Annotated in this window: 21 protein-coding genes; 2 read left to right on the top strand and 19 right to left on the bottom strand. The window is 50.2% G+C overall.

Features of this window, described 5'->3' with window-relative positions; genetic code table 11:
- Positions 1 to 106 precede the first annotated feature (106 nt).
- Both L6H98_RS29195 and nrdR read right to left on the bottom strand, forming a co-directional pair.
- Positions 107 to 571, bottom strand: coding sequence for a phage tail domain-containing protein (locus L6H98_RS29195; RefSeq protein WP_236421215.1), 465 nt, complete (start codon positions 569 to 571; stop codon positions 107 to 109).
- A gap of 1322 nt (positions 572 to 1893) precedes the next feature.
- Positions 1894 to 2361 carry a transcriptional regulator NrdR gene (gene nrdR, locus L6H98_RS29190; protein WP_236421214.1) on the bottom strand — a complete coding sequence of 156 codons (468 nt, stop codon included), beginning with the start codon at positions 2359 to 2361 and terminating at the stop codon, positions 1894 to 1896.
- 113 nt (positions 2362 to 2474) lie between these two features.
- Here nrdR and L6H98_RS29185 point away from each other — a divergent pair, with 113 nt between their 5' ends.
- Positions 2475 to 2693 (top strand): alpha/beta-type small acid-soluble spore protein, encoded by a 219-nt coding sequence (locus tag L6H98_RS29185; protein ID WP_236421213.1) that lies wholly within the window; start codon positions 2475 to 2477, stop codon positions 2691 to 2693.
- A 99-nt stretch (positions 2694 to 2792) separates the two neighbouring features.
- Here the strand turns inward: L6H98_RS29185 and L6H98_RS29180 are convergent, their stop codons facing one another.
- The 12 genes from L6H98_RS29180 to L6H98_RS29125 form a co-directional block, all read right to left on the bottom strand.
- A complete protein-coding gene (locus tag L6H98_RS29180; protein ID WP_236421212.1) occupies positions 2793 to 3356 on the bottom strand; it encodes a lytic transglycosylase domain-containing protein in 564 nt (187 codons plus the stop codon).
- Positions 3353 to 3949 (bottom strand): dephospho-CoA kinase, encoded by a 597-nt coding sequence (gene coaE, locus L6H98_RS29175; RefSeq protein WP_236421211.1) that lies wholly within the window; start codon positions 3947 to 3949, stop codon positions 3353 to 3355. The genes L6H98_RS29180 and coaE overlap by 4 nt, the downstream gene beginning before the upstream one ends.
- 9 nt (positions 3950 to 3958) lie before the next feature.
- The gene (locus tag L6H98_RS29170; protein ID WP_236421210.1) at positions 3959 to 4738 is read right to left on the bottom strand and encodes an MntP/YtaF family protein; all 780 of its coding nucleotides are present in this window, start codon (positions 4736 to 4738) and stop codon (positions 3959 to 3961) included.
- 145 nt (positions 4739 to 4883) lie between these two features.
- Positions 4884 to 5714, bottom strand: a complete 831-nt coding sequence (gene mutM, locus L6H98_RS29165) for a DNA-formamidopyrimidine glycosylase (RefSeq protein ID WP_236421209.1) — start codon at positions 5712 to 5714, stop codon at positions 4884 to 4886.
- Positions 5715 to 5829: 115 nt separating this feature from the next.
- On the bottom strand, positions 5830 to 8484 hold the full coding sequence (polA, locus tag L6H98_RS29160; protein ID WP_236421208.1) for a DNA polymerase I: 2655 nt from the start codon (positions 8482 to 8484) through the stop codon (positions 5830 to 5832).
- Between the two features lie 256 nt (positions 8485 to 8740).
- Positions 8741 to 9400, bottom strand: coding sequence for a phosphate signaling complex protein PhoU (phoU, locus tag L6H98_RS29155; protein WP_236421207.1), 660 nt, complete (start codon positions 9398 to 9400; stop codon positions 8741 to 8743).
- A 55-nt stretch (positions 9401 to 9455) separates the two neighbouring features.
- Positions 9456 to 10211: a phosphate ABC transporter ATP-binding protein PstB gene (gene pstB / locus L6H98_RS29150; protein WP_236421206.1), complete on the bottom strand. Its 756-nt coding sequence runs from the start codon at positions 10209 to 10211 to the stop codon at positions 9456 to 9458.
- A 214-nt stretch (positions 10212 to 10425) separates the two neighbouring features.
- Positions 10426 to 11628 carry a methyl-accepting chemotaxis protein gene (locus L6H98_RS29145; protein WP_236421205.1) on the bottom strand — a complete coding sequence of 401 codons (1203 nt, stop codon included), beginning with the start codon at positions 11626 to 11628 and terminating at the stop codon, positions 10426 to 10428.
- Positions 11629 to 11792: 164 nt separating this feature from the next.
- A complete protein-coding gene (locus L6H98_RS29140) occupies positions 11793 to 12521 on the bottom strand; it encodes a response regulator transcription factor (protein WP_236421204.1) in 729 nt (242 codons plus the stop codon).
- A 118-nt stretch (positions 12522 to 12639) separates the two neighbouring features.
- Entirely contained in the window at positions 12640 to 14469 is a 1830-nt protein-coding gene (gene pnpS / locus L6H98_RS29135; RefSeq protein ID WP_236421203.1) for a two-component system histidine kinase PnpS, read from the bottom strand.
- A 24-nt stretch (positions 14470 to 14493) separates the two neighbouring features.
- Positions 14494 to 14859, bottom strand: coding sequence for a cupin domain-containing protein (locus tag L6H98_RS29130; protein ID WP_236421202.1), 366 nt, complete (start codon positions 14857 to 14859; stop codon positions 14494 to 14496).
- Positions 14860 to 15090: 231 nt separating this feature from the next.
- On the bottom strand, positions 15091 to 15960 hold the full coding sequence (locus L6H98_RS29125) for an SDR family oxidoreductase (protein WP_236421201.1): 870 nt from the start codon (positions 15958 to 15960) through the stop codon (positions 15091 to 15093).
- A gap of 349 nt (positions 15961 to 16309) precedes the next feature.
- Here L6H98_RS29125 and L6H98_RS29120 point away from each other — a divergent pair, with 349 nt between their 5' ends.
- Positions 16310 to 17872 carry a histidine kinase N-terminal 7TM domain-containing protein gene (locus tag L6H98_RS29120; protein ID WP_236421200.1) on the top strand — a complete coding sequence of 521 codons (1563 nt, stop codon included), beginning with the start codon at positions 16310 to 16312 and terminating at the stop codon, positions 17870 to 17872.
- A 238-nt stretch (positions 17873 to 18110) separates the two neighbouring features.
- Here L6H98_RS29120 and L6H98_RS29115 read toward each other — a convergent pair whose 3' ends face one another.
- The 5 genes from L6H98_RS29115 to L6H98_RS29095 form a co-directional block, all read right to left on the bottom strand.
- Positions 18111 to 18536 carry a hypothetical protein gene (locus L6H98_RS29115; protein ID WP_236421199.1) on the bottom strand — a complete coding sequence of 142 codons (426 nt, stop codon included), beginning with the start codon at positions 18534 to 18536 and terminating at the stop codon, positions 18111 to 18113.
- A gap of 132 nt (positions 18537 to 18668) precedes the next feature.
- Positions 18669 to 19610 carry a malate dehydrogenase gene (gene mdh, locus L6H98_RS29110; RefSeq protein WP_236421198.1) on the bottom strand — a complete coding sequence of 314 codons (942 nt, stop codon included), beginning with the start codon at positions 19608 to 19610 and terminating at the stop codon, positions 18669 to 18671.
- 15 nt (positions 19611 to 19625) lie between these two features.
- On the bottom strand, positions 19626 to 20918 hold the full coding sequence (gene icd / locus L6H98_RS29105) for an NADP-dependent isocitrate dehydrogenase (RefSeq protein ID WP_236421197.1): 1293 nt from the start codon (positions 20916 to 20918) through the stop codon (positions 19626 to 19628).
- Positions 20919 to 21074: 156 nt separating this feature from the next.
- Complete coding sequence (citZ, locus tag L6H98_RS29100; RefSeq protein WP_236421196.1) at positions 21075 to 22187, bottom strand: citrate synthase; 1113 nt, start codon at positions 22185 to 22187, stop codon at positions 21075 to 21077.
- Positions 22188 to 22914: 727 nt separating this feature from the next.
- Complete coding sequence (locus L6H98_RS29095; RefSeq protein WP_290371507.1) at positions 22915 to 23253, bottom strand: DUF4064 domain-containing protein; 339 nt, start codon at positions 23251 to 23253, stop codon at positions 22915 to 22917.
- Positions 23254 to 23483: the final 230 nt, after the last annotated feature.

Below are 23483 nucleotides of genomic sequence, written 5' to 3'. Positions count from 1 at the left end.
GGTTGATGATTTGTGTGTTTCTAGGTTATTGGCATTAGCGATTGTATCTTTATTGAGGTTCTGAAAGTTTTGATTGATCTTCGGGTTACTGATTCTCAATTTCTCTTCAAATGCCTGACATCGGAATATTATATGTGAAAACAACTCCTCCCACCGTTAAGGACAGTGAAGAGAAGGTGCCGATAATTTCAATGATTGGTTCGGCATTAAGAATACCTAGGTTATTAATCTCAACCTCCCCTGGGTCTCTGAAATCGAAGGAATAACCTTCGTCCCAAGCAAAGTCATCCTCCCATGTGTAATCTGTATCCCATCGAAGAAGGTCTGAAGTGGTTTCTTTGTAGGCCCATGGGTCATAGGCTACAAATGGGAGTTTGAACGTTCCAAGACCACGTACACGGTCAATAGGAAGGTCGCCAGTGTATCTAACCATGTACTGCTTCGTTGGATCATTTGAGAAGACAACCGGCATGGTTCTTGGTCTTCCATCTGGCCCAAACAAAAAAGCAGCAAACACTGATACGTGCTTCTGCAGTTCCAAATGGTCTTTTTCAAAGAATACACATTCCATTTCGAATTTTTCGGCCCCATGGTCGCGCCAAAGTCATACGCCCCGTGCATGCCCGGTATAGTCACGGTGTTATCGACCGTAGATAAAAGTATCGGGCGCTGAGTGTTCCGAAAAACACCCAAGCCCAATTCCCTTGGATCAATGCCATTTATGGTGATCACCTGACGTCTATACTGGGGCGCAAACACAATGTGAACTTACAATTCCATTTTGTATGTGCTAAACTGTTCCATCAGATGACATCTGTATTCCTCCTTTTGTTCGAAATTCGGTTGGCGAACTAAATTTATTGTAACATTGGGAGGAATTTTTTTTGATACATCGCTTGAAGCTCTCCCGAACCATACGCATAGAGTATGGTTTTCTTCTCACAATAAAAAAGACGTCCTTTTTAGGACGTCAGCGCCTTTTAGACCATTGCAATACTGAAAGGAACTACTATTGACACATTCAAAACGTGGATATAGTTCACTTTTTCGGTATTGAAGTGGTATCCCTTAAAAACAACCCATTCTTTTGTTTTCAAATCAGCAACTAATGCTTCCGACTCTTCTTCCGTAACTGGTAAAGTAACTAACTTTCCACCTTCAAAAGTTATTGTAACGTTCCTTTTTCCATATTTTTACCCCCAGATGAAATTATACCACTTTCATCTGGGCTTCAAATAACAGATACCGAATATAAGAAAAAACTCAAGAAATCTCGTTGTACAGTACCTGTGGCCGATTCAATTGTTCCTTTACTAAAAAAGCTAATCAAACAAGTCAAACAAATCGGATCTAAAAGACCAGTGGCAAGGTGGAGAACGTATGTTATTATTCGGATAAGATAATGGTTTGCCAGTGTTTCAATCAGACGGCATCATTTTCTCCTTATAGTTGATTTTATATAATAAGCGACTGAGATTGTTTAAATAAGATCATCGGTCCCCAATCCGTCCCCAACTGAGAAAAATGTAGAAAGGTTCATCGTAATATTTCACATAAAAAACTAAAAAAACCCTTATGTATCAAGGGTTTCGGAAGTCCAATTTGTATGGAGCCTAGGGGGATCGAACCCCTGACCTCATCGCTGCAAGGCAGGCGCTCTCCCAGCTGAGCTATGGCCCCATGATATGTATTTATTCCTCATCGCCATATCGTTTGCTTCAGGCGACTTCTATATCATATAAAATTCATCCCATGTTGTCAACATCTTTTTAAAAATTAATTCATTTCAATCCATACCTAACCCTAAAGTGATCGGAGAAGAACAACCTTTATGCACGACGTGTAACGATAACTCTGGACTGCTCTTCTCCCTCAACCCTTCACTTTAAGCCTTCAATCTTCCATGTCCTCGTTGGACAGCAGCGATTTCAGTTCTTTCATGAACATGTTGATGTCTTTGAACTGGCGATACACCGAGGCGAATCGAACGTAGGCCACCTCGTCCACAGGAAACAGCTGTTCCATCAGCAATTCGCCGATCTGGCGGCTTTCCACTTCGGCGTCCGCCGTATTGCGCAGCGATTTCTCCACTTCGGAAACCATCATTTCCAACGTTTCGACGGAAACCGGACGTTTCTCGCAGGCACGGATCAAACCGCGCAAAATTTTGTCCCGGCTGAATTCCTCCCGGCTTCCGTCCTTCTTAATCACGATGAGCGGAGTCTCCTCCACCATTTCAAACGTAGTAAACCTTCGGCTGCACTGCTCGCATTCGCGGCGGCGCCGAATCGACTTGGATTCGTTGGCCGGCCTTGAGTCCAGTACTTTAGTGCCCAAGTAGCCGCAATAAGGACATTTCAAATCAGATCACTTCCCATGTTTTTCTTTTGGAACAAATTCCCTATAGACATTCGTAATGAAAATCGAAGCTTGGACACATAATACTTTTACCAACCGCGAGGAGGTGAACAGCAATGGCCCAAAGCAATGGTAACTCCAATAATCTGGTGGTAACTAGAGCTTCCGCAGCTCTCGAGCAAATGAAATACGAAGTTGCTCAAGAACTCGGAATTAGCATCCCACAGGACGGATACCAAGGTAACATGACTTCTTACGAGAACGGTTCGATCGGTGGTTACATCACGAAGCGTCTGGTAACAATTGCAGAACAGCAATTGGCAGGTCAATACTAATATCCGTTCGGGAATACGTAATACAGAGGAGCACGGAGTGGTCGGCAGCATGCCGGCCACTCTGTTTTTCTTGCTCTTTTCATCCGGATTCTGTCTCTTTTAGAACGTATCATAGATATCTACATATTGATTATAATAATAAATAACGCGTTGTACATAGTGCCGGGTTTCTCCAAAAGGAATATCCTTGATCGACTCAAACGTTCCGTCCCATACGCCGTTCTTAAGCCACTCGTTGACCTTGCCCGGACCTGCGTTATATGCAGCGATCATCGCGATGGGATTGCCATCGAATTGCTCGGACAAATTTTTCAAGTACCACGTTCCAAGCTGGATGTTCCTGTCCGGCTCATGCTTCAGCTCGTCCAGCGAGGTATGCGGAATTTTGGCCTGTTCCATGATCCAGTTCGCCGTATCGGGCATGAGCTGCATCAAACCGATGGCGCCTTTTCTGGATTCCTTGCTTGTTTTGAAATTCGTTTCCACCCGGATAATCGAAGCGATCAGAAACGGGTCCACTTCATAACTCTGCGATTGCGCCCGAATTTCGTTTTTGTATTGGATCGGATAAAACCATGCCATCCAGTTCGTATTCAGGAACAACACGAGCACAAATGACACAAACAGCAGCAGCAGCACTCTCTTTTTGCGCAGCAGCTTCATGACAGACCCTTACGATGCCAAAACGCTGCCAACTGCTTTTCCGTCTCAAGCCATGAACCGCTATTGTCAATGACGATATCTGCGCGCCGCTTTTTCAGTTCGATATCCATTTGCGCCCCAAGGCGTGCATCAGCCTGCTCTGACGTCAATCCATCCCGAATCATCAGTCTTTCCTTTTGCACGGAACGGGGGACATATACAACCATAACTTCGTCAAACCCATTCTCCAATCCCGATTCGTACAATAAAGGAATATCCGATACCACAAGCTTGTCCGGATATTCTGTCCGATATGCGACGGCACGCTCCCGCATCTCCTGACGGATTGCCGGGTGCGTGATCGCTTCCAGCGCTTTTCGCTCTTCGGGGTTCCCGAAAACGATGCTGCCCAGTTTTTTGCGATCCAACGTACCGTCTTCATGCAATATGGCTTGTCCAAACCGCTGCACGGTGGCAGCCAAAACCGGATGCCCGGGCAGCATGACCTCCCGGGCAATCACGTCTGCGTCAATGATCAACGCCCCCTTGCTTGCAAGAAAGGCGGAAACACTGCTTTTTCCGGTTGCGATCCCGCCGGTTAAGCCCATATTCATCGTTTCACCTCACAACAGCTTCATTATTCCCATAGCCACCAACAAAATGGCAGGCAGCACCGACAAACGTTGCATCCAGCGCAGGTCGGCAAAGCGCAATCCCACCTTCATCCCGAGCGAAAGAAACGCCCCGCTGAACAGCGCAATCACCAATGCGGTCCAGAACGTCGGAAACCCCAGCAAAGCAGCCCCGAGTCCGGCACCAAAAGCATCCAGTGACAACGCTATGCCGAGCCACATCGCTTCTTGGGCAGATATGCTGCCCGAATTGTCGATATCCGCCTTGGAGGGACTGCGCAAAATCTGGATCACCACGCCCAGCTTGCGCAGTTCCAACGTAAACACCATGCGTTCCAATGATCCGCCTGAAGCCGATTGCTCCAGTTCCAGTGCCATGACCTGACTTTGCCTTCTGGTCACCTGTTCTTCTCCACCATAAATCTCCGTTCCATATCCCGAAGACGCCCTCATCCCTTCCTGTTCAAGGGAAGTGTTGGCTTCGGCCGAATCTTTGCTCTTCTTCCGTACAAGCTGAAGGAGCGACCAGCCGCCAATGCCGATCAGAATGACCGCGCCGACAACGGAAGCCACGTCCGGAGACACAAAACGGGATAATAGCACGCCGACCTGCATCGATACGGCAATGACCAATCCCGAACACAACGAAATGACGGCAATGGATAAGAGCGGGATCTTGGTCCTGCGCAATCCATATGTAATTCCGACTCCAAAACCATCCAGACTCACCGCGAAGGCCAGCACGAACAACGAAATAAAATGAGGCAGCACCCCGGATTCCTCCCCTGTGCGGATCACATCCACCTACCCGGAAGTAGGTATTCGCCCGCTTATTTCTGCCATATCAGTATATGGAGAGAGGAGTCCATGGGTGCTACGATGGGATGATTTCATTGATCCTGCCGCTTGGCTCAGCTTATTCTGACGGCTGGCATGTCGGACAATAATGCGTGCCCCTGCCGCCGACCACGCTTTTTTCAATCAAGGTGCCGCACACGGTACACGGCTCGGACTTGCGACCGTAAATTTTCAACTGATGCTGAAACATTCCCATCTCGCCTTGTCCGTTGACATACGATTTGATGGAGGAACCGCCTGCATCGACGGCATCCTGCAGCGTCACCACAATCGCTTCATGCAATCTGGCGAGCTGGGCTTCACTCAATGTCCTGGCAATCGTTTCGGGATGGATGCCCGCCCGGAACAAGGCCTCGTCCACATAAATATTCCCGATGCCCACGACATATGCCTGATTTAGCAGTACGGCCTTGATCTTCGTTGTCCGTTTGCCAACGGCTTCCCGGAACGCATCCAACGTAAACGCCGGATCGAGCGGTTCGAGCCCCAGCTTCAGCAGCGGTTTCGATACAAGCTCTTCGCCTGCTTTAAACAGGTGCATCGTACCGAACTGGCGCACGTCCTTGTAGCGCAATTCCGTGCCGTCGGTGAAATGGAAAATCACGTGTGTGTGTTTTTCCACCTCTTCATGCTGCTTGTACAGGCCGTACCGCCCTTCCATGCGCAAATGGGACACCAGCACAAGCCCGTCCAGCAAAATCCGCAAAAACTTGCCCCTGCGCTCCACGCCGACCACGGTATGCCCCGCAAGTTCCAAAGCAAATGCATGTATATCATCAGGCCGCTGAATGATTCGCGGCAGATTCACGGTAACATGATCGATCGTTTTGCCGACGATCAATTGATTCAACGTTCTTTTGACAGTTTCGACTTCCGGCAATTCCGGCATAGTGTTATTCACCTCGTCTCTATTATAACGGAAGAAAAGGCGAAACGGGACCCTTCTTGTGCCGAAACCTTGTGCAAAAGGAATTCCATATATCGGATATCAAAGCAAACCCAATCTATTTCGCCTCGTACCAGTTGTCTCCATAGCTGACTTCCGCCTTAAGCGGCACGGACAGCTTCAGCGCTTGTTCCATCACCGCAGGCACCAGTTCCTTCATTTGTTCCAGTTCGTCCGCCGGCACTTCGAACACAAGCTCGTCATGTACTTGAAGCAGCATGCGGCTCTTCAAATGACGCGTACGAAGCGCTTCGTCCATCTGAACCATGGCCAGCTTGATGATGTCCGCAGCCGTACCCTGGATCGGCGTATTCATCGCCGTGCGTTCGGCAAAGGAACGCAGGTTGAAATTGCTCGCATTGATCTCCGGCAAATAACGCCGGCGTTCCAGGAGCGTTTTGACATAACCGTTCTGGCGCGCTTCCTTCACGATATCGTCCATATAACGGCGCACCCCCTGGAACACGTCAAAATATTGGTCGATGAACTGCGCCGCTTCCTTGCGGGTAATGTTCAGGTTTTGGGAGAGTCCGTAATCGCTGATCCCATAAACGATACCGAAGTTGACCGCTTTGGCAGAGCGGCGCATATTGCTGTCCACGTCCTCCGGTTTGACGCCGAAAACGTCCGATGCCGTCTTGGTATGGATGTCCATATCGTGCAGGAATGCTTCCTTCAGGCGCTCGTCGTCCGAAATGTGAGCCAGCACCCGCAGCTCGATTTGTGAGTAATCCGCCGCCAGAATGGACCATCCAGGCTCGGACGGCACAAACACCTTGCGGATTTTCCGGCCTTCCTCCATGCGGATCGGAATGTTCTGCAAATTCGGGAACTGGCTGCTGAGGCGCCCGGTTGCCGCAATCGTTTGCCGGTAATACGTGTGCACCTTGCCGTCCTTCTCCGAAATCTCCTTGAGCAAGCCTTCCACGTACGTGGACTGCAGCTTGGCCAATTGGCGGTATTGCAAAATCAATTGCACCACATCGTTGTACGGCGCCAGCTTTTCGAGCACCTCGGCATCGGTGGAATAACCGGTCTTCGTTTTTTTCACGACAGGCAAGCCCAATTTATCGAACAAAATTTCACCCAGCTGTTTCGGCGAATTCAGGTTGAATTCAGTACCGGCCAATCGGTAAATGTCAGCCATCAGCTTGGCGATCTGCTCCTCGAACTCGCGGCCCAAAGCCTGCAAATCGGCAACGTTAGCCTTGATGCCTTGCTTTTCCATGTCGGCCAATATGCGCGACAACGGCATCTCCATCTCATGGAACAGTGCGTTCATTTCGTCCTTTTCCAGCGCCTGCTCCTGAAGCGGAACGATGGCTGCCGCTGCCGCGGCTTTACGACATACAAAATCGGCCAGAATCTCCGTCTCCGGTACCTTATACTTGGCACCCTTGCCCATAACGGCCTCATCCTCGGCCAGGGAAGGGAGACCATATTTCGCCGTCAAGCCGCTCAGCGTCTGATTGGCTTCCGTCGGATCCAGCAAATAAGCGGCGAGCTGCACGTCAAAAGCCGCTCCGGCAAATTCCACGCCATGGGCGTGCAATGCCAGATCCACCTTGTGAAGATCGTATCCACGCTTCGGCTGATCGGGGCTGGCCAGCCATTCCCTCACCGGAGCAGCTGCCTGAGAGCGAAGCAGCTCCGGGGACAAAAAGACATACGCCGAACCCGAACCGACGGCCATGCCGATCAATTCGGCCACATGGGGATTGTCGCCATGCGTTTCGACATGCAAAATGTCGATCGTCTCCATCTCCGCAAAACGCTGGCCTATCGTATCTTCGGTTGCAATGATGGCTTCAATTTCTACGGCAGGAACCTGCTCCTGCGCCGAGCCTGCCGTTCCGCTAAAGGACAAGCGCTCCAGCAGCGATTTGAATTCAAGCTTCGCGAGAGCCGGACCGGCCTGCTCTTCCTTCAGGCCGTCAAATTGCATCTCTTCCCACGTCTTCTCAAGCGGAACCTCGCGGTAAATGGTCGCGAGCCGTTTGCTCATCCGCGCATCCTCCGCATGAGCCTCGATCTTTTCTTTCATTTTCCCTTTGAGTTCGCCCGTTCCGGCCAGCACTTCCTCGACCGAACCGAATTGGTGAAGCAGCTTCAGCGCCGTCTTCTCCCCTACGCCCGGAATGCCCGGAATGTTATCGGAAGCATCGCCCATCAGCCCTTTGAGATCGATGATTTGCAGCGGCGTCAATCCGTAGCGCTCCCGAATCTGGGCAGGGTCGTACAATTCGATCTCGGTGACGCCTTTGCGCGTAAGCGCGATGTTTACGTTCTCGGAAGCGAGCTGCAGCATGTCTTTGTCTCCGGTAACGACGAGCACTTGTTTGCCCGCGTCGTCCGCGCGTTTGGTTAACGTGCCGATGATGTCGTCGGCCTCATAACCCTCAATCTCAAATTGAGGGATGCCCAATCCTTGCAGCAGCTCCTTCAGGGCCGGAAATTGCTCCGACAGCTCCGGCGGCGTTTTTTCGCGTCCACCTTTGTATTCCTGATATCCCTCATGGCGGAACGTAATCTTGCCCGCATCAAATGCCACCATCATGTGGGTCGGTTTATGCTCTTCCAGCAACCGCAGCAGCATCGTGGTGAAACCGTATACCGCATTGGTATGCAAGCCCTTGGAATTGGTCAGCGGCGGCATCGCGAAAAACGCCCGATATATAATGCTATTTCCATCTATAAGAATCAACTTGTCCATTCCAGCACCTCGCGTATCAGGGTCAAACCCAGCAATTTTCATCTTTCTCCATGATAACATACACCACTTCCACAACAAAAAAGATTCCGCATCTTTTTCGCGCCACATTCCATATTTGCAAAAAAAGAACCCTCTCCCTGTCGCCTGTCGTGCAGGCCACCGGAAGAAAGTCCCTCTTTGTTTCGCGAAGATCACTTATTACCGATACAATTGCGATGCAATGAAACGATTCCCCAATTCCAATTCGTTCATCGACTTATTGATTCAAATCCGGGCGTTTGCCCGTGACCAGATATACCGTGCTCTCGCCAATGTTGGTTGCGTGATCGCCAATCCGTTCGATGTAACGTCCAACCATCATGAGCAGCATGGCCTGCGACCCATGGTTCGGATGATCTGTCGTGAATTCGTACAGATCGCGAATCATGCTGCTGTAAAGCTGGTCCACCTGATCGTCCGTCTGCGCCATTTTGTAGGCCAGATCGGTATTTTCCTTCAGAAACGACTCAATGGACTCGTCGATCATACCTTTCACGATTTCAGCCATGCGCGGAATATCCACCAGCGGTTTGATCAATGTCTGTCCTTCCATGCGGAGCGTGACTTTGGCAATATCCAGCGCGAGATCGCCCATGCGTTCCAGATCGCTCGAAATTTTGAAGGCCACGATAATGCGGCGCAAATCTTTCGCCACAGGTTGCTGCGTAATGATCAGCTTGGAGCCGAGCTCCATAATTTTGTCTTCAAGGGCATTCAAATTCGCATCGTTTTTGATGATGACCTGCGCTTTTTCTGCATCCATCGTTTGCAAACTTTCAATGGCACCGTCCAGTGCCGATCCGACATGCTCACCCATTTGCCGAAGCAGTACGCGCAGTTCTTCAAGCTCCTGGTCGAATTCTTTTCTGCGAATCATGGTTAGATTGCCCCCTTGTCCATCATCTCCGGCATAGCCGGGATCCATTGTTTTCTTAACCGAACCTTCCGGATATATAATCCTCGGTCCGGGAGTCCTGCGGCGTGGAGAACAGCGTCTCCGTATCCGCAGCCTCAACGACTTCGCCATTCAGGAAGAACACCGTGCGTCCGGACACGCGCGCGGCCTGATGCATGTTGTGCGTGACCATGACGATCGTGAATTTGGTGTGCAGCTCTTTGACCAACTCCTCGATCTTCAGCGTGGAAATCGGATCCAGCGCCGAAGTCGCCTCGTCCATCAGCAGCACGTCCGGCTGCACGGCAAGCGCGCGCGCTATGCAGAGACGCTGCTGCTGCCCGCCCGACAGACTGAGCGCGGACTTTTTAAGCACGTCCTTCACTTCGTCCCACAGGGCTGCGTGAGCAAGGCTTTGTTCCACGATCTGATCCAGCTCCGCCTTTTGCGTGACCCCATGAAGCCGCGGTCCGTAAGCGACATTGTCATAAATGGATTTCGGGAAAGGGTTCGGTTGCTGAAAGACCATGCCCACACGTTTACGCAGCGTCTCCACTTCAATCTCGTTGCCGTAGATATCCGATCCGTCCAGCAGCACTTGTCCTTCCACGCGCACGCCTGGAATCATGTCGTTCATGCGATTCAGCGTGCGCAGCAATGTGGATTTGCCGCAGCCTGACGGCCCGATGAATGCGGTGACGGTCCGCTCCGGCAAATCCATCGATATATTTTTAAGCGCGTGATGCGTATCATAGTACAGGTTCAGTCCTTCGATATGAATGAGATCCTTCATGGATGTTCACTTCTCCTTCGTTTCAGGGGCAAAGCTGCTGTCCCTTACGTTGAGACCGGGCCCATTAATGCCAATCCAACATGTCCGGCCATCTTTAACATCCTACCTTTTGATTGTAAAACCAGTATCATTTTCATGTTAACGGAATGTAAAAAGACATCCTTTCACGACCATGATGCTGCGCCATCATGATGCGAAACGATGCCTGAGCAGGCTAGGCCGGGGTATTCCCGGAAACCATGTCATTTAATTTGCTTCGGATATAATCCGCGACTTCTCCCGACCGCTTGCCTTCCTCGCCGATCTCTTCCGCAATCCGGGACATTCCCGCCACCGCGTTGTTCAATTCCCTGAAAGCGGTCTCCCCTTCCGTAACATGGCCCAAGCTGCCCTCGATCTCGGCCGCGCTTGCGCGCACCAGCTCAACGGTCTGCCGGGTCAATTCGCCGATGCCTTCAAGCAATCCCGACATGTTCTGCGCCACCTCGCGGGTTTGCTTGGCCAAAGCCCGGATTTCACTGGCGACCACTTGGAAACCGCGTCCGTATTCCCCGGCATGCGCCGCTTCAATCGAAGCATTCATCGCCAGAAGCCCGCTTTGGTCTGCCAGCGACCGGATCGATCCGGCCATGCTGGAGCCTGTCTCAATCGATGCCAGCATATCTTCGGCATGTTCACGCTGTGCTAGCATGTGCCGATTCACCCGCTGATAGGAAGCTTCGACCTGCATCAGGCTCTGCTCCCCTTGCTCCGACAACGAGAGGATCCGTTTAGCTTCCTTCTGGGTCTGGCTGGCGCCTAGAACAAGTCCGGTAATCGATTCGTGAATCCGGGACATTTCCTGCCGGCTCTCCGTGATCGTGGCCGTTCGTTCTTCGCTGGCCTCGTGCTGCAAGTTTCGGGAAAGGGTCATCACGTCCCTCACCGTCAACACGCCGACCAATCGGTCTTCTTCGGTGACGATCAGGCAGTCGTAGAAATGCTGCTCCGTGCGCGAAAGTGCAATATCGATCATGTGTTTGGCATCGGCATGCACATCGACGATGACAGGAGAAGAATCGGCTACTTTCATCAGCGGTTTGTCGTAGAACAGATCGGCGGCAAAACGGCCGTTCAATAGGCGATATAACGTTTCTCTCATCACCATGCCTACAGGCTGCATAAGGTCGTCGCACAATAGAATGCAGGGATTGTCCTTGTCATGGTTCAACATGTTAGCTGCTTCGCCGCAGGTGGTATGTATTCCGACTATAGGGACTTGACGGCAATAGTCCCGGATCAACAAGCGCTTCTTCGGACCGGATTCCGGCTGTTCCTTCGGAACGTCGGCAACAACATCGGCACTTGCGGTTACAGATTCCCGCACAAGCGCTGCATCCTCGGCTTGCTCAGGCCTCGCTTCAAGCAACATAGGCATAAATGCTCAATCTCCTTTACGTATGAGCTGCTTCATAAGTCTATTAATAGGACCTAAGTATTACTCGGACAGTATCATGCTACCCCTTCTGAGTAAAGGAAGCTTTTTCTTTTTGTGAATGGAACGTAAAAATATTGTGACAAAATAAAACTCCCCAATCATTGTCAGCTCGAATGATGGGGAGTTTTTCTTTTGACAACCAATTTATAGCCCACGCCACGAATGGAATCGATATGCACCGATTCGGGATCGAGCTCGAGTTTTTTGCGCAATGAACTGACGTGAACGTCGACCGTCCGCTGCCCGCCGATATAATCGAAGCCCCAGACTGCATTCATCAAATCGTCGCGGGTAAGCACCACGCCCGGCTTTTTCGCCAGATAGAGCAATACTTCGAATTCTTTGGGACGCAAGCTGATGGATTGGCCGCCCAGCGTTACCTCGTATTTTAAAGGGTAGATTTCCAACTCGCCGAGCACGATGCGCGACCCGTCTTTATCCTCCTGCTGCGGCAAGTCCTCGCCGCTTGAAGATCTGCGGAGTACGGCGTCCACCCTGGCAAGCAGTTCGGAAACCCCGAACGGCTTCGTGATGTAGTCGTCTGCGCCGGATTTCAACCCTTGCACGACTTCCGCTTCTCCGTTCTTGGCCGTCAAAATGATCACCGGCGTGGTTACGCCTTGGGATCTGAGCTTGTTCAGGATGTCCAGGCCATTCATTCCCGGCAGCATCAAATCAAGCAAAATCAGATCGAATTCCTGCGATACCGCGCGGTCATATCCCGCCGAGCCGTGATCTTCGGCCGTCACGTCATAACCTTCCTGCGTCAGGTTGTACGTAAGCAATCTTGATAATGTAGGTTCGTCTTCGATAACGAGCAAACGCTGTGCCATGATACCCCTTCTCTCCTTATAGGTTGTCTGTTGCCACAACACTTTTTTAATCATAGCACCCTTTTGTTAACGCTGTGTAAAGTGAGCACATCCTTTTTACATTTCGCTTCCAAACGAGCTACACCGTTTCTTCCTGAATTAATGGAAGGATGACACGGAACGTGGATCCCATGCCAAGCTCGCTCTCTACGGACAGCTTGCCATGATGCAATTCCACGAGATGTTTAACGATGGACAAACCAAGGCCCGTGCCGCCCGAATTGCGGGAACGTCCTTTATCGACCCGGTAAAACCGTTCGAAAATGCGCGGCAAATCCTTTTTGGGGATGCCGATCCCCGTATCGGACACCGCAAAGACGACCTCTTCCCGCTCCCCGTCGTTTTCAACGGTAACCTGTACTTTGACCCGTCCGCCCTCAGGCGTGTAGTTGATGCCATTGGACAGCAGATTGATGAAAATCTGTTTCATCTTGTCTTCGTCGGCTTCGATGTACAATTCCTCGGGAACGATCATCTGCAAACGGATCTGCTTTTTCTCGGCCACCTTCGACAAGGTTTCCAGCACCATCTCCAAGAAGGAATGGACATGGACCGGAGAACACTCCAGCGGAGCCCGTTTGGATTCGATTTTGGACAACTCGAGAATGTCTCCGATCAAACGGTTCAACCGGTCTCCTTCATCGTAAATGATCTGCAAAAAGGAACGTTCCGTCTCCTTGTCCTGAACCCCGCCGCTTAGCAGCGTTTCTGCAAATCCTTTCACCGCGGCGACAGGCGTTTTCAGCTCATGCGAGACGTTGGCCACGAATTCGCTCCGCATTTTTTCCAGCCGCCGGATGGCGGTAACGTCCTGCAGCAGGAAAAGCATGCCGCGGTATCCTCCGTCATTTTCGGACATCGTCACCCCGTCGATGCGCAGCAAATGCTGTTCAGGATTATAAATGCTCACTTCCTCCGACATCCGTTCGCGCAGTTCGACGCTTTCCTCGATCGTGTGAGTCAGCTCGTAATGCCGCTTGAGCTCCGTATAAGGTTTGCCCGTCACGCGCGCGGCCTGAATGCCGAGCATGCGCTCCGCTTCGCGATTCACAAGCGCTATCGACTGGCCTGCATCGATCATAATGATGCCCCCGGTCATGTTAGCCAGAACGCTTTGAAGCAGCGCCTCGTTATCCCGGATCGTTTTCAGCTGCGTTTGCAGGCTGTCGGCCATGCCGTTAATGGCCAAACCAAGCTGGCCAATCTCGTCCCGGCGGGTTACTTTAACTCTCGCATCGTAGTCCAGCTTGCTGATCCGATGGGCCACCTTGGTAATATGCTCAATCGGGGACGTCAGCCCACGAGCTACCCGATAGCTGACCAGCGCAACAACGACGAATAACACGCCCAAAGCAATGAACATGATGATCCATCCCCGCTGCAGTCCCTGATTGACAGCCTCAAGGCTCATGGACAAGCGAATGAATCCGTCGAATTTGCCGTTCGGCATTTCGATCATGTCGCTTTGCGCGGAATTCACGGGTAACGCCACATACAGCATGTCTTCGCCCAATGTTTCGCTGTATCGAATGGACCTCCCGTATCCCGTTTCTGCGGCTCCCTTGATTTCTTCCCGGTTTAAGTGGTTATCCATCGTCCCCGGATCACTTTCCGAATCGCCGATCACAACGCCATCCTTATTGATAAACGTGACGCGGGAATCCGTCAGACGTTCCAGCTCCGACGCCCTTTCCGAGTAGTACTTTTGGGTGGCGAGCGATGAAGGATCGGTTGCATCATGAAAAGGAAACGTGGCTTTGAGCAAATTGATCTCGCGAATCATCGTTTGCTCCAATACTTCGATATGCGTTGTTTTGAATACTCTGCCCATCGTGATTCCCGCCACGATGACGGACACGCCGATGAGGGCCATCATGATGATGGAAAGCCGGTTGCGAAACGTTCTCATGGATCTCTTCCTTTGGTTATATAATCAATTCAATGAATCCGTCTGGTCAGCAGCGAGTTCGATGCGGTCCCCCCGCGTGCCCGGCATGGAAATAACCAGAAATTCCACGTCTTCGCTGCTTCGATTCTGCATTTGATGAGGCTTGCCCGGCGGGATTTCAATGCCTTCCTGTGCCTCCAGGATCATGTCTTCACCATCAAGCTCCATGCAGGCTTCTCCGCTCAGCACAAAGAAAAATTGGCGGCTGATGTTATGAACATGGCGAACCTCCGCCGTATGGGCAGGCATCCGTTCATGAATGATGCTTAATCCCTCATGCTTCATAAGGTGCCATCCATCGCAATTCGTTCCCCAGATATAATGCGGCGCATACTGTTTGCTGATTTTCAACGTTGTTCCCCCCTGTATGTATAAAACGTTCACTACATCATATCACAGGGCTTGTTCGGATTCATACGAGTACAGATCAATTCAACTATATCATGTACAAGTCCGTTAAAATCGCTGATTATGTAAAATAGGAAATAACTATTTTTGTTCGATCACGCCTTCATCCTGTTCAAAATAAAAAACGCACTGCCCGACAAGCCGGCACAGTGCGTCTTCATCATACCCTTGTTTCTATCCATTCACGACTTCGCCGCCATTAATATGCATGACTTGCCCGCTGACGTATGAAGAATCGTCTGAAGCAAGATAAACATAAGCAGGAGCGAGCTCTTCCGGCTGGCCCGGTCTCTTCATCGGCTGCGTCGATCCAAATTCGCTGACTTTTTGCGCATCGAACGTGGACGGAATCAACGGTGTCCAGATCGGACCTGGTGCTACCGCATTTACCCGAATCCCTTTCTCCACCACATTCATGGACAATGACCGCGTGAACGAAGTGATGGCCCCTTTGGTCGAGGAGTAGTCGATGAGCGTCGGGTTGCCCCGATAGGCCGTAATCGATGTCGTGTTAATGATCGAGCTGCCTTTTTTCAAGTGCGGCATCGCCGCCTGCGTCAAATAAAACATGCCGAAAATATTGGTGCGAAACGTGCGCTCCAGCTGTTCCGGCGTAATGTCTTCAATGTTTTGCTGCGGGTGCTGTTCGGCCGCGTTGTTCACGACGATGTCCAGCTTGCCCAGTTCCTTGACCGTCTGCTCCACCGCTTTTTTGGCAAAGGACACATCGCCGATATCGCCGGCAATCAGAATGCATTTGCGTCCTTCCTGCTCCACCTGGCGTTTCGTCTCCTCGGCATCCTGATGCTCATTCAGGTACACGATGGCAACATCGGCGCCTTCCTTCGCATAAGTTACGGCCACTGCACGTCCAATGCCGCTGTCTCCTCCGGTAATTAAAGCTACCTTGTCCAGCAGTTTATCGGCCGCCTTATATTTTGTCTTCTCGAATTCCGGTTTGGGATTCATTTTCGATTCAATGCCTGGCTGCTGATTTTGATGCTGTGGCGGCAGCGTTTGTTTGGATGGGGTTGTCGTTGACATCTCGCATTCTCCCTTCAAAATGGTGTTCTTGCACGTCTCCATGTGTAGGATGGCATGAACCCTGCATATTATTCCTTTCCAAGGTCCATTTCACCAATCAAATAGCCTGTCGGCTCATCATTTTATTACCACTCTGCTCATGAATTAAACGACAAATAACAACCTCCCGCGGGGTTTACATCGAAAGCGAGTCGAAATATACACATTTCGATCCAAAAAAGAAAGCTTAAGTCACGATTTGTATTCCACAAGCCGGATGGGCTGATGTACAATGTACATTATGCATGGCTGTCCAAAGCTTATTCATAAGGCTTCTTAAAACACTGATCGAAGAACAGGGGAAGTGAACATGGAAGAATCGCACATTAATGCTTATATAACCCTGGTAACAACTTCTGCTGTCCTTAACGTGTTTTTGTGCCTGTATACCTATTTTCGCAGAGCGGAGATTCCCAGCGCAAAAACGTTTATTCTCTACACGGCGGCACTATCGGTCTACGCCTTTGGTTACGCCATCGGACTGGCCAGCAATACGCTGGAACAGATGAAATTTTGGACGGTCGTGGAATATATGGGCATGCCTTTCTCGGCCTCCCTCGGCCTGCTGCTCATGATTCAATATACGGGCAGGTTCCTGTCCCGCAAAATGACAACCGCATTGTTCGTGATCCCTTCCGCAACGTTGATTATGGTGGCCACGAACGATGTACATCATCTGTTTTACAAAAAAGTGTGGCTGCGTGAAAACAGCACCGTGCCCGTCATGGAAATCGCCGCGGGACAATGGTATGTCGTTCACGGCGCCTTCACCTTTTCCTGCCTGCTGTGCGCCTGCCTCATCCTGATTGCCCAATGGAGACACACCAAAGAAACGTATCGCCGGCAGCTGTTTACGCTGATTACTTCCCAATTGATCCCGATGGTCGGGGCTTTTGTGTACTTGCTCGGGCTGACTCCCGGCGGCATGGACCCTGTGCCCGTTCTGATGTGTATTACCTCTGCCATGTATATCTGGGCGATCCTGTCATCCCGTCTCCTGACGATCGTACCGATCGCCAAAGACAGCATCTTCGAAAGCATGCGAGAGGGCGTTATCGTGCTGGATAGCTCCAATCGGCTGGTCGATTACAACAAAGCCTTGCAGCTTATGCTGCCTGAGCTCGACATGGGCATGATCGGTCAGAAAATGGATGACATTTGGATCAACCTGTCTGGGAACCCTTTCCCGCTCGGTAATGACAAAGAGGGGCTGCAGCAGGACTTGTATTGGCAACTGCACGGTCAAACGGTCTGTTATCAGGTCCGTACGTCTTATGTCCACAATAAGGGCGGTCAGACCGTGGGCAGCCTCATCATGCTCATTGACATCACCGAACAGCGCTTTTTGCAGGAACAGTTAAAGCAGCTTGCCTATTTCGACGGGTTGACCAAAATATACAATCGAACCCAATTTCTGCATCATGCGCGAAAATTGCTCACGAACGCTTTAGCGAATGGGCAGCCCCTATCCTTGATTTTGTTCGATATCGATCATTTTAAACGGATCAACGACACCTACGGACATGAGACAGGCGACAAAGCGATCGTGCACGTCGTTTCAATCTGCAACCGTTACCTCGGACAGGATATGCTGTTTGCGCGTTACGGCGGCGAAGAATTTGTCATTGCCCTCCCCGAGATGACGCTGGCGGAAGGCAAACAACTGGCCGAACAACTGCGCATGGCTTTGCTGGAACACCCTATGGGGTGGGATGGGACAAACATCACCATTACGTCCAGCTTCGGCATAACGTCCTGCCATAATCCATCGGATTCGCTGGAATCGCTGCTGCGTGATGCCGATCATGCGTTATATCAATCCAAACGGAACGGACGGAACACCGTCTTTGCTTTTACGGCAAACCCTGCCTGAAAGAACGATGAATTCGGAATAAGGGTGGACAACAGCCTGTCGTTATGATCTCCAGGATGCTGAGCACTGTCCGAACAACGCAAAAAAACAAGACAGAGTAAAGGCTGTCTTGTTTTTTTGCGTTTCCTTTTGAAATCCACTTTTGAGCAGGACAGCTTGTCCTGGCCCTGACTTACCAGCATGATGCAAACGCTTCAATCTTCGCTCGAATCCTACATTCCTCAAGCCGTAAGACGGCTTAGATCACGCCGGGGTTTACCATCAGATAAACCATGACGAGCAAAAATACGGCCAGCAATGCGCTGAATGTACTGATTTTGCTCTGGTACGAACGGACATCCTGATTGCTCCTCGCGCCTTCTGCCGCGAGTCGCAGCGGTTTGCCCATAATGCCACCGATCGCTGCAATGGCCAGCAGCAAAAGAACAACAATGGTCATCCATAGATGGGAGTACTCCCCTTTGGTCATGAGGTAACCCCCGGTAAGCAGTTGAATGATCAGACCATATTGAGCCACTTTGTTCAGCGAACGGAGTGTTGTGAACGTTCCCTCCTGCGCAGCAGAGCTCAGCGTGCGAATTTTACCAACCACAAACGGCAAGATTAAATAGAACCCCATAGACAGCGCTCCGACAATATGGAGCAAATACATCACCATACCCAAACCCTTCATCCTCCTCAATAAGCAATGTGTGCTATTCATCACATCCCATTATACTGGTGAAGTTATCCAAAGAAAAGAAAACCTCCGGAATCTCCGAAGGTTTCTTGATTGCTGTTTGGGAAATGTTCAAATTTAAAGGTTCACGACTGAAATGACATTGCGAACAGCTTCGGCGGATTTGTCCAAAGCCGCTTTCTCGTCTTCCGTCAACTCCAGTTCAAACACCTTTTCAATGCCGTCGCCGCCCAGGATGGTTGGTACGCCCAAGAACAAATCATTGTAGCCGTACTCGCCTTCCAAGTATGCAATAACCGGAATTATTCGTTTCTTATCCTTCAAAATCGCCTCGGCCATCTGCACGAGAGAGGCTGCCGGGGCGTAATAGGCGCTGCCGTTGCCCAGCAGATTGACGATTTCGCCGCCGCCCACGCGCGTGCGCTGAACGATCGCTTCGATGCGGTCCGCAGGAATCAACGTATCGATCGGAATGCCGCCGACGCTGGAATATCTCACCAGAGGCACCATATCATCTCCATGGCCACCAAGGACGAAACCGCGAACGTCTTCTACCGATACATTCAGCTCCTGAGCGATAAATGTGCAGTAACGGGCCGTATCAAGCACGCCGGATTGGCCGATAACCCGGTTTTTCGGGAAACCTAAAGTCTGGTACGCCGCGTAGGTCATCGCATCTACCGGATTGCTCAAAATGATGACAATGGAATCAGGGCAATGCACCTTCACATTTTCACAAACGGACTTTACGATGCCTGCATTCGTGTTGACCAGATCATCGCGGCTCATGCCCGGTTTGCGGGCAATGCCGGCCGTGATGATGACGATATCGGAACCAGCAGCATCCTCATAGCTGGAAGTACCGATGATATTGCTGTCAAACCCTTGAACCGGACTCGCTTCCAACATGTCAAGCGCTTTGCCTTTTGTCGGGTTCTCCAATTGCGGAATATCTACCAGTACGACGTCCCCAAGTTCTTTTTGGGCAAGCATCAGAGCGGTCGTGGCTCCGGTAAACCCGGCGCCGACAACGGTGATTTTTTTGCGCTGGATCGTCAACGTGATCGTCTCCCTTTACAGGTTATTAATGATTTGGTCGGCAAACTCGGAGCATTTCACTTCGGTTGCGCCTTCCATCAAACGTGCAAAGTCATAAGTAACCGTTTTGTTGTTGATGGCAGTTTCCATGCCTTTGTAAATGAGGTCAGCCGCTTCTTGCCAGCCCAGATGCTCAAGCAGCATCACGCCGGACAAAATAACCGAGCCTGGGTTTACCACGTCTTTGTCCGCATACTTCGGTGCAGTACCGTGAGTTGCTTCGAAGATCGCGTGGCCAGTCACATAGTTGATGTTTGCGCCCGGAGCAATACCGATTCCGCCAACTTGCGCAGCCAGCGCATCGGACAGGTAGTCACCGTTCAGGTTCAATGTCGCAATGACGTCAAACTCGGCTGGGCGAGTCAGGACTTGCTGCAAAGCGATGTCGGCGATGGCATCTTTGATGATGATTTTGCCTGCATCTTCTGCCGCTTTTTGTGCTGCGTTTGCAGCATCCGTGCCTTGCTCATCCTTGATTTTGTCGTATTGAGCCCAAGTGAACACTTTATCGCCGAATTCCTCTTCAGCTACTTCGTATCCCCAGTTTTTGAAAGCACCTTCGGTGAATTTCATGATGTTGCCTTTGTGTACCAACGTTACGCTCTTGCGGTTGTGGTCGATGGCGTATTGCACTGCCGCACGTACCAAACGTTTGGAGCCTTCGGAAGATACAGGCTTGATGCCGATCCCGGAAGTTTCAGGGAAACGGATTTTGTTGACGCCCATTTCCTGCTGCAGGAACTGGATCACTTTTTTCACTTCTTCGGAACCTTCCGCATACTCGATTCCTGCGTAGATGTCCTCGGTGTTTTCGCGGAAAATGACCATATCTACCAGGTCAGGACGCTTTACCGGGGATGGAACGCCGTTGAAGTAACGTACAGGACGCAGGCAAACATACAGGTCGAGTTCCTGGCGCAGCGCAACGTTCAGGGAACGGATGCCGCCGCCGATCGGTGTTGTCAGAGGTCCTTTGATCGCTACAATGTACTCACGGATTGCTTCAAGTGTATCGTTTGGAAGCCATTCTCCGTATGTATTGAATGCTTTCTCTCCGGCAAATACTTCGTACCATGCAATCTTTTTGCTGCCGCCGTAAGCTTTGTCCACAGCCGCATCCAGAACGCGCTTGGACGCTTTCCAGATGTCACGGCCCGTGCCGTCGCCTTCGATGAATGGAATAATCGGGTTATTAGGCACTTGCAATGCGCCGTTATCAATCTGAATTTTTTCTCCTTCAGTTGGATGAGCAAATTTTTCTAATTTCATGGTCACTAATTCCTCCCTAAGTGTAATAATATCCCCGGCATATACATGCCGTGCTTGTACTTATGTTGAAGGAGGGGAGCCCATGCATGGCTCTTCAACCCGGTATGAGCAGCCCCTTCGCCTCATCGTTGTTTATTATACTGGTTTTTCCATCAATTAGCGAAACCCAATCGCAACGTACTTCTGCTCGGCAGGTCCCGTATACTCCGCGCGTGGACGAATGATCCGGTTATCGGAAAGCTGCTCCAGGATGTGAGCTGTCCATCCCGATACGCGGCTAATGGCAAAAATCGGCGTGAACAATTCGTGATCGATGCCCAGTTGTGTGTACACCGATGCGGAATAGAAATCCACGTTTGGTTTCAGTCCCTTTTGGCCCGTAACCATCTCTTCGATTTTGACGGACATTTCGTAAAGACGAGTATCGTTGTTCATCTCCCCGAGCTCTCTGGACATCTTTTGCAGATGTTTGGCCCGTGGATCGCCGTTTTTGTAAACGCGGTGTCCGAAACCCATGATCTTCTCGCGGTTGTTGAGCTTCTCCTGAATGAAGGATTCCAAACGATCCGGCGTACCGATTTCGTTCAGCATCTTCATCACCGCTTCGTTCGCGCCGCCGTGCAACGGACCTTTCAGCGCTCCGATGGCAGAAGTAACGCCGGAGTAAATATCAGACAAAGTCGCTACCGTTACGCGGGCAGCAAATGTCGACGCGTTCAACTCGTGATCGGCATGAAGGACGAGTGCCTGGTCGAACGCTTTAACAGCCGTTTCGGACGGCTCCTCGCCTGTCAGCATATACAAGAAGTTTTCCGCAATGGAAGCGCCTTCTTTTGGAGACACGGGGTCTTTGCCTTGACGTATACGGGCTATCGCTGCAACGATGGTAGGCAATTGCGCTTGCAGTTTGACTGCCTTGTTCTCATTGGCCTCGGCCGTCATTTCGTCTGCCTGACTGTCGTAAAGGCCCAATGCCGAGATCGCGGAACGAAGTGCCGCCATCGTGTTCATGCTTTTTGGATACAGCCGAATTTGCGCAATCAATTCGTCGGGAATCGCCGCATACTCGCTCAGGCTGTTCTTCAGGGTTTCCAGTTCATTAGCGTTTGGAAGTTTGCCGAACCACAACAGGTAGGCCACTTCTTCGAAGCTTGCATGCTCAGCCAAATCGTCAATATTGTAACCGCGATACGTGAGCACGCCGTCCACAATGGAACTGATCGAAGAGGTCGCCGCAACGATGCCTTCCAAGCCTTTGGTAGCTGTCATATTACATCTCTCCTTTTAATAAGCGAAATAAGAAAAACAACTATCGTCGTACTTGCAGAGAAGCCAGACCGGGTCTGGCAGGAGTGGTTCTCGCGCATGAGGTCGTTCTGCTCAGATCAGACATCTCCGATCCATGGGTTCACAGGCAACGGCCGAGCATCAACAAACTTTTGAAAACATTTACATTAAATAAGTTGGTAAAATTTCCAAATTACGCAATTCTTATCTGTCAATCGTCATTTCCTTATAACATCATACTGGATTTTGTCGTTTATGTGAACATCGTCAAGTGTCATTAGGGCATTAAACTTCTTTATCACACTGATAATCATTTGGCTGTTGCAATCGGTTTCAATATGTGTCTTATCGTTTCTTTTCATTGATGCAACAGGTTCTTCCAGTATTTGTTGTGCCATTGTATTTCTATATGTTTTGGCCTGTTTTAGCCGGATTGTAGGTGGTTTTCTAGATGAAAAACACTAGAATTTGCGGGTTCTTGTCTCCTGCTTTTTTTGTGCGCAATCACTGATTTTATTATAAAAAATTCCGAATTATATAACATAAATCCTTGATATTAACTGCTGCTGCCAAACCCATTTGGATGGCTCCCATTTGAACGCTAACCAATAAACCAATAAAACCCATGGAAATTGGAGCATAACAAAAAGTCTCTGTCCATGTTGGCAGAGACTTTTTGCTCAGTGCATATAACTAATTTTTGTTAGCTTCAATTCGGGCGCGCTTCCTGTACGACCTTCTTCTTACTAAGGATCCCCATGAACCCTGCTACAATAAAGAGTACTCCTGATAATATGTAGAACATAGAAATACTGATAAACCCGGCAACCCCACTAACAAGCATCAACCAGCCAGCCAGCTTTGGTTTGCTTTTGGTGAACGCTGCCCCTACAATTCCTAAAATGCTGAACAGAAGTGCTGAAATTGCAAGCCCTGTCACGCTGGATGTTCCGCTTTCGGAAAATGCCGCATCGATTCCTCCGATCATCAAAGCGACAATCGATGCAATAATACCGAATATACCGGCAATCAAGCCCATTGCGAACAATGTTTTCTCCTCCTACTATATAGTAATTAAGACTTAAGTATAATATCACAACTTTGCTTTAGAATGTATGTTTTTTCTAAAATTATATAAAAAAATACCTAGGTCTACTAGACTATAGCCATCGCACAATTACACAACACGAAGGATTTACATTGATTATATTTAATTGTACGTATACAAATCTGAGAATTCTTCCGTTTCCCATTGCTATGTTTCTTCCTGATCTGGCA

It is taken from the genome of Paenibacillus sp. JJ-223, from assembly GCF_927798175.1.
Lineage (GTDB): Bacteria > Bacillota > Bacilli > Paenibacillales > Paenibacillaceae > Paenibacillus > Paenibacillus hubeiensis.
This window is presented reverse-complemented; position numbering and strand designations above follow the sequence as displayed.

What these genes read in the sequence shown, in the direction of transcription:
- icd (WP_236421197.1), bottom strand. Translation starts at nt 20,918, where the DNA reads ATGAAATTAGAAAAATTTGCTCATCCAACTGAAGGAGAAAAAATTCAG.
- L6H98_RS29180 (WP_236421212.1), bottom strand. Translation starts at nt 3,356, where the DNA reads ATGAAGCTGCTGCGCAAAAAGAGAGTGCTGCTGCTGCTGTTTGTGTCA.
- phoU (WP_236421207.1), bottom strand. Translation starts at nt 9,400, where the DNA reads ATGATTCGCAGAAAAGAATTCGACCAGGAGCTTGAAGAACTGCGCGTA.
- L6H98_RS29125 (WP_236421201.1), bottom strand. Translation starts at nt 15,960, where the DNA reads ATGTCAACGACAACCCCATCCAAACAAACGCTGCCGCCACAGCATCAA.
- polA (WP_236421208.1), bottom strand. Translation starts at nt 8,484, where the DNA reads ATGGACAAGTTGATTCTTATAGATGGAAATAGCATTATATATCGGGCG.
- citZ (WP_236421196.1), bottom strand. Translation starts at nt 22,187, where the DNA reads ATGACAGCTACCAAAGGCTTGGAAGGCATCGTTGCGGCGACCTCTTCG.
- L6H98_RS29185 (WP_236421213.1), top strand. Translation starts at nt 2,475, where the DNA reads ATGGCCCAAAGCAATGGTAACTCCAATAATCTGGTGGTAACTAGAGCT.
- pstB (WP_236421206.1), bottom strand. Translation starts at nt 10,211, where the DNA reads ATGAAGGATCTCATTCATATCGAAGGACTGAACCTGTACTATGATACG.
- mutM (WP_236421209.1), bottom strand. Translation starts at nt 5,714, where the DNA reads ATGCCGGAATTGCCGGAAGTCGAAACTGTCAAAAGAACGTTGAATCAA.
- pnpS (WP_236421203.1), bottom strand. Translation starts at nt 14,469, where the DNA reads ATGAGAACGTTTCGCAACCGGCTTTCCATCATCATGATGGCCCTCATC.
- coaE (WP_236421211.1), bottom strand. Translation starts at nt 3,949, where the DNA reads ATGAATATGGGCTTAACCGGCGGGATCGCAACCGGAAAAAGCAGTGTT.
- L6H98_RS29140 (WP_236421204.1), bottom strand. Translation starts at nt 12,521, where the DNA reads ATGGCACAGCGTTTGCTCGTTATCGAAGACGAACCTACATTATCAAGA.
- L6H98_RS29145 (WP_236421205.1), bottom strand. Translation starts at nt 11,628, where the DNA reads ATGCCTATGTTGCTTGAAGCGAGGCCTGAGCAAGCCGAGGATGCAGCG.
- L6H98_RS29120 (WP_236421200.1), top strand. Translation starts at nt 16,310, where the DNA reads ATGGAAGAATCGCACATTAATGCTTATATAACCCTGGTAACAACTTCT.
- L6H98_RS29195 (WP_236421215.1), bottom strand. Translation starts at nt 571, where the DNA reads ATGGAATGTGTATTCTTTGAAAAAGACCATTTGGAACTGCAGAAGCAC.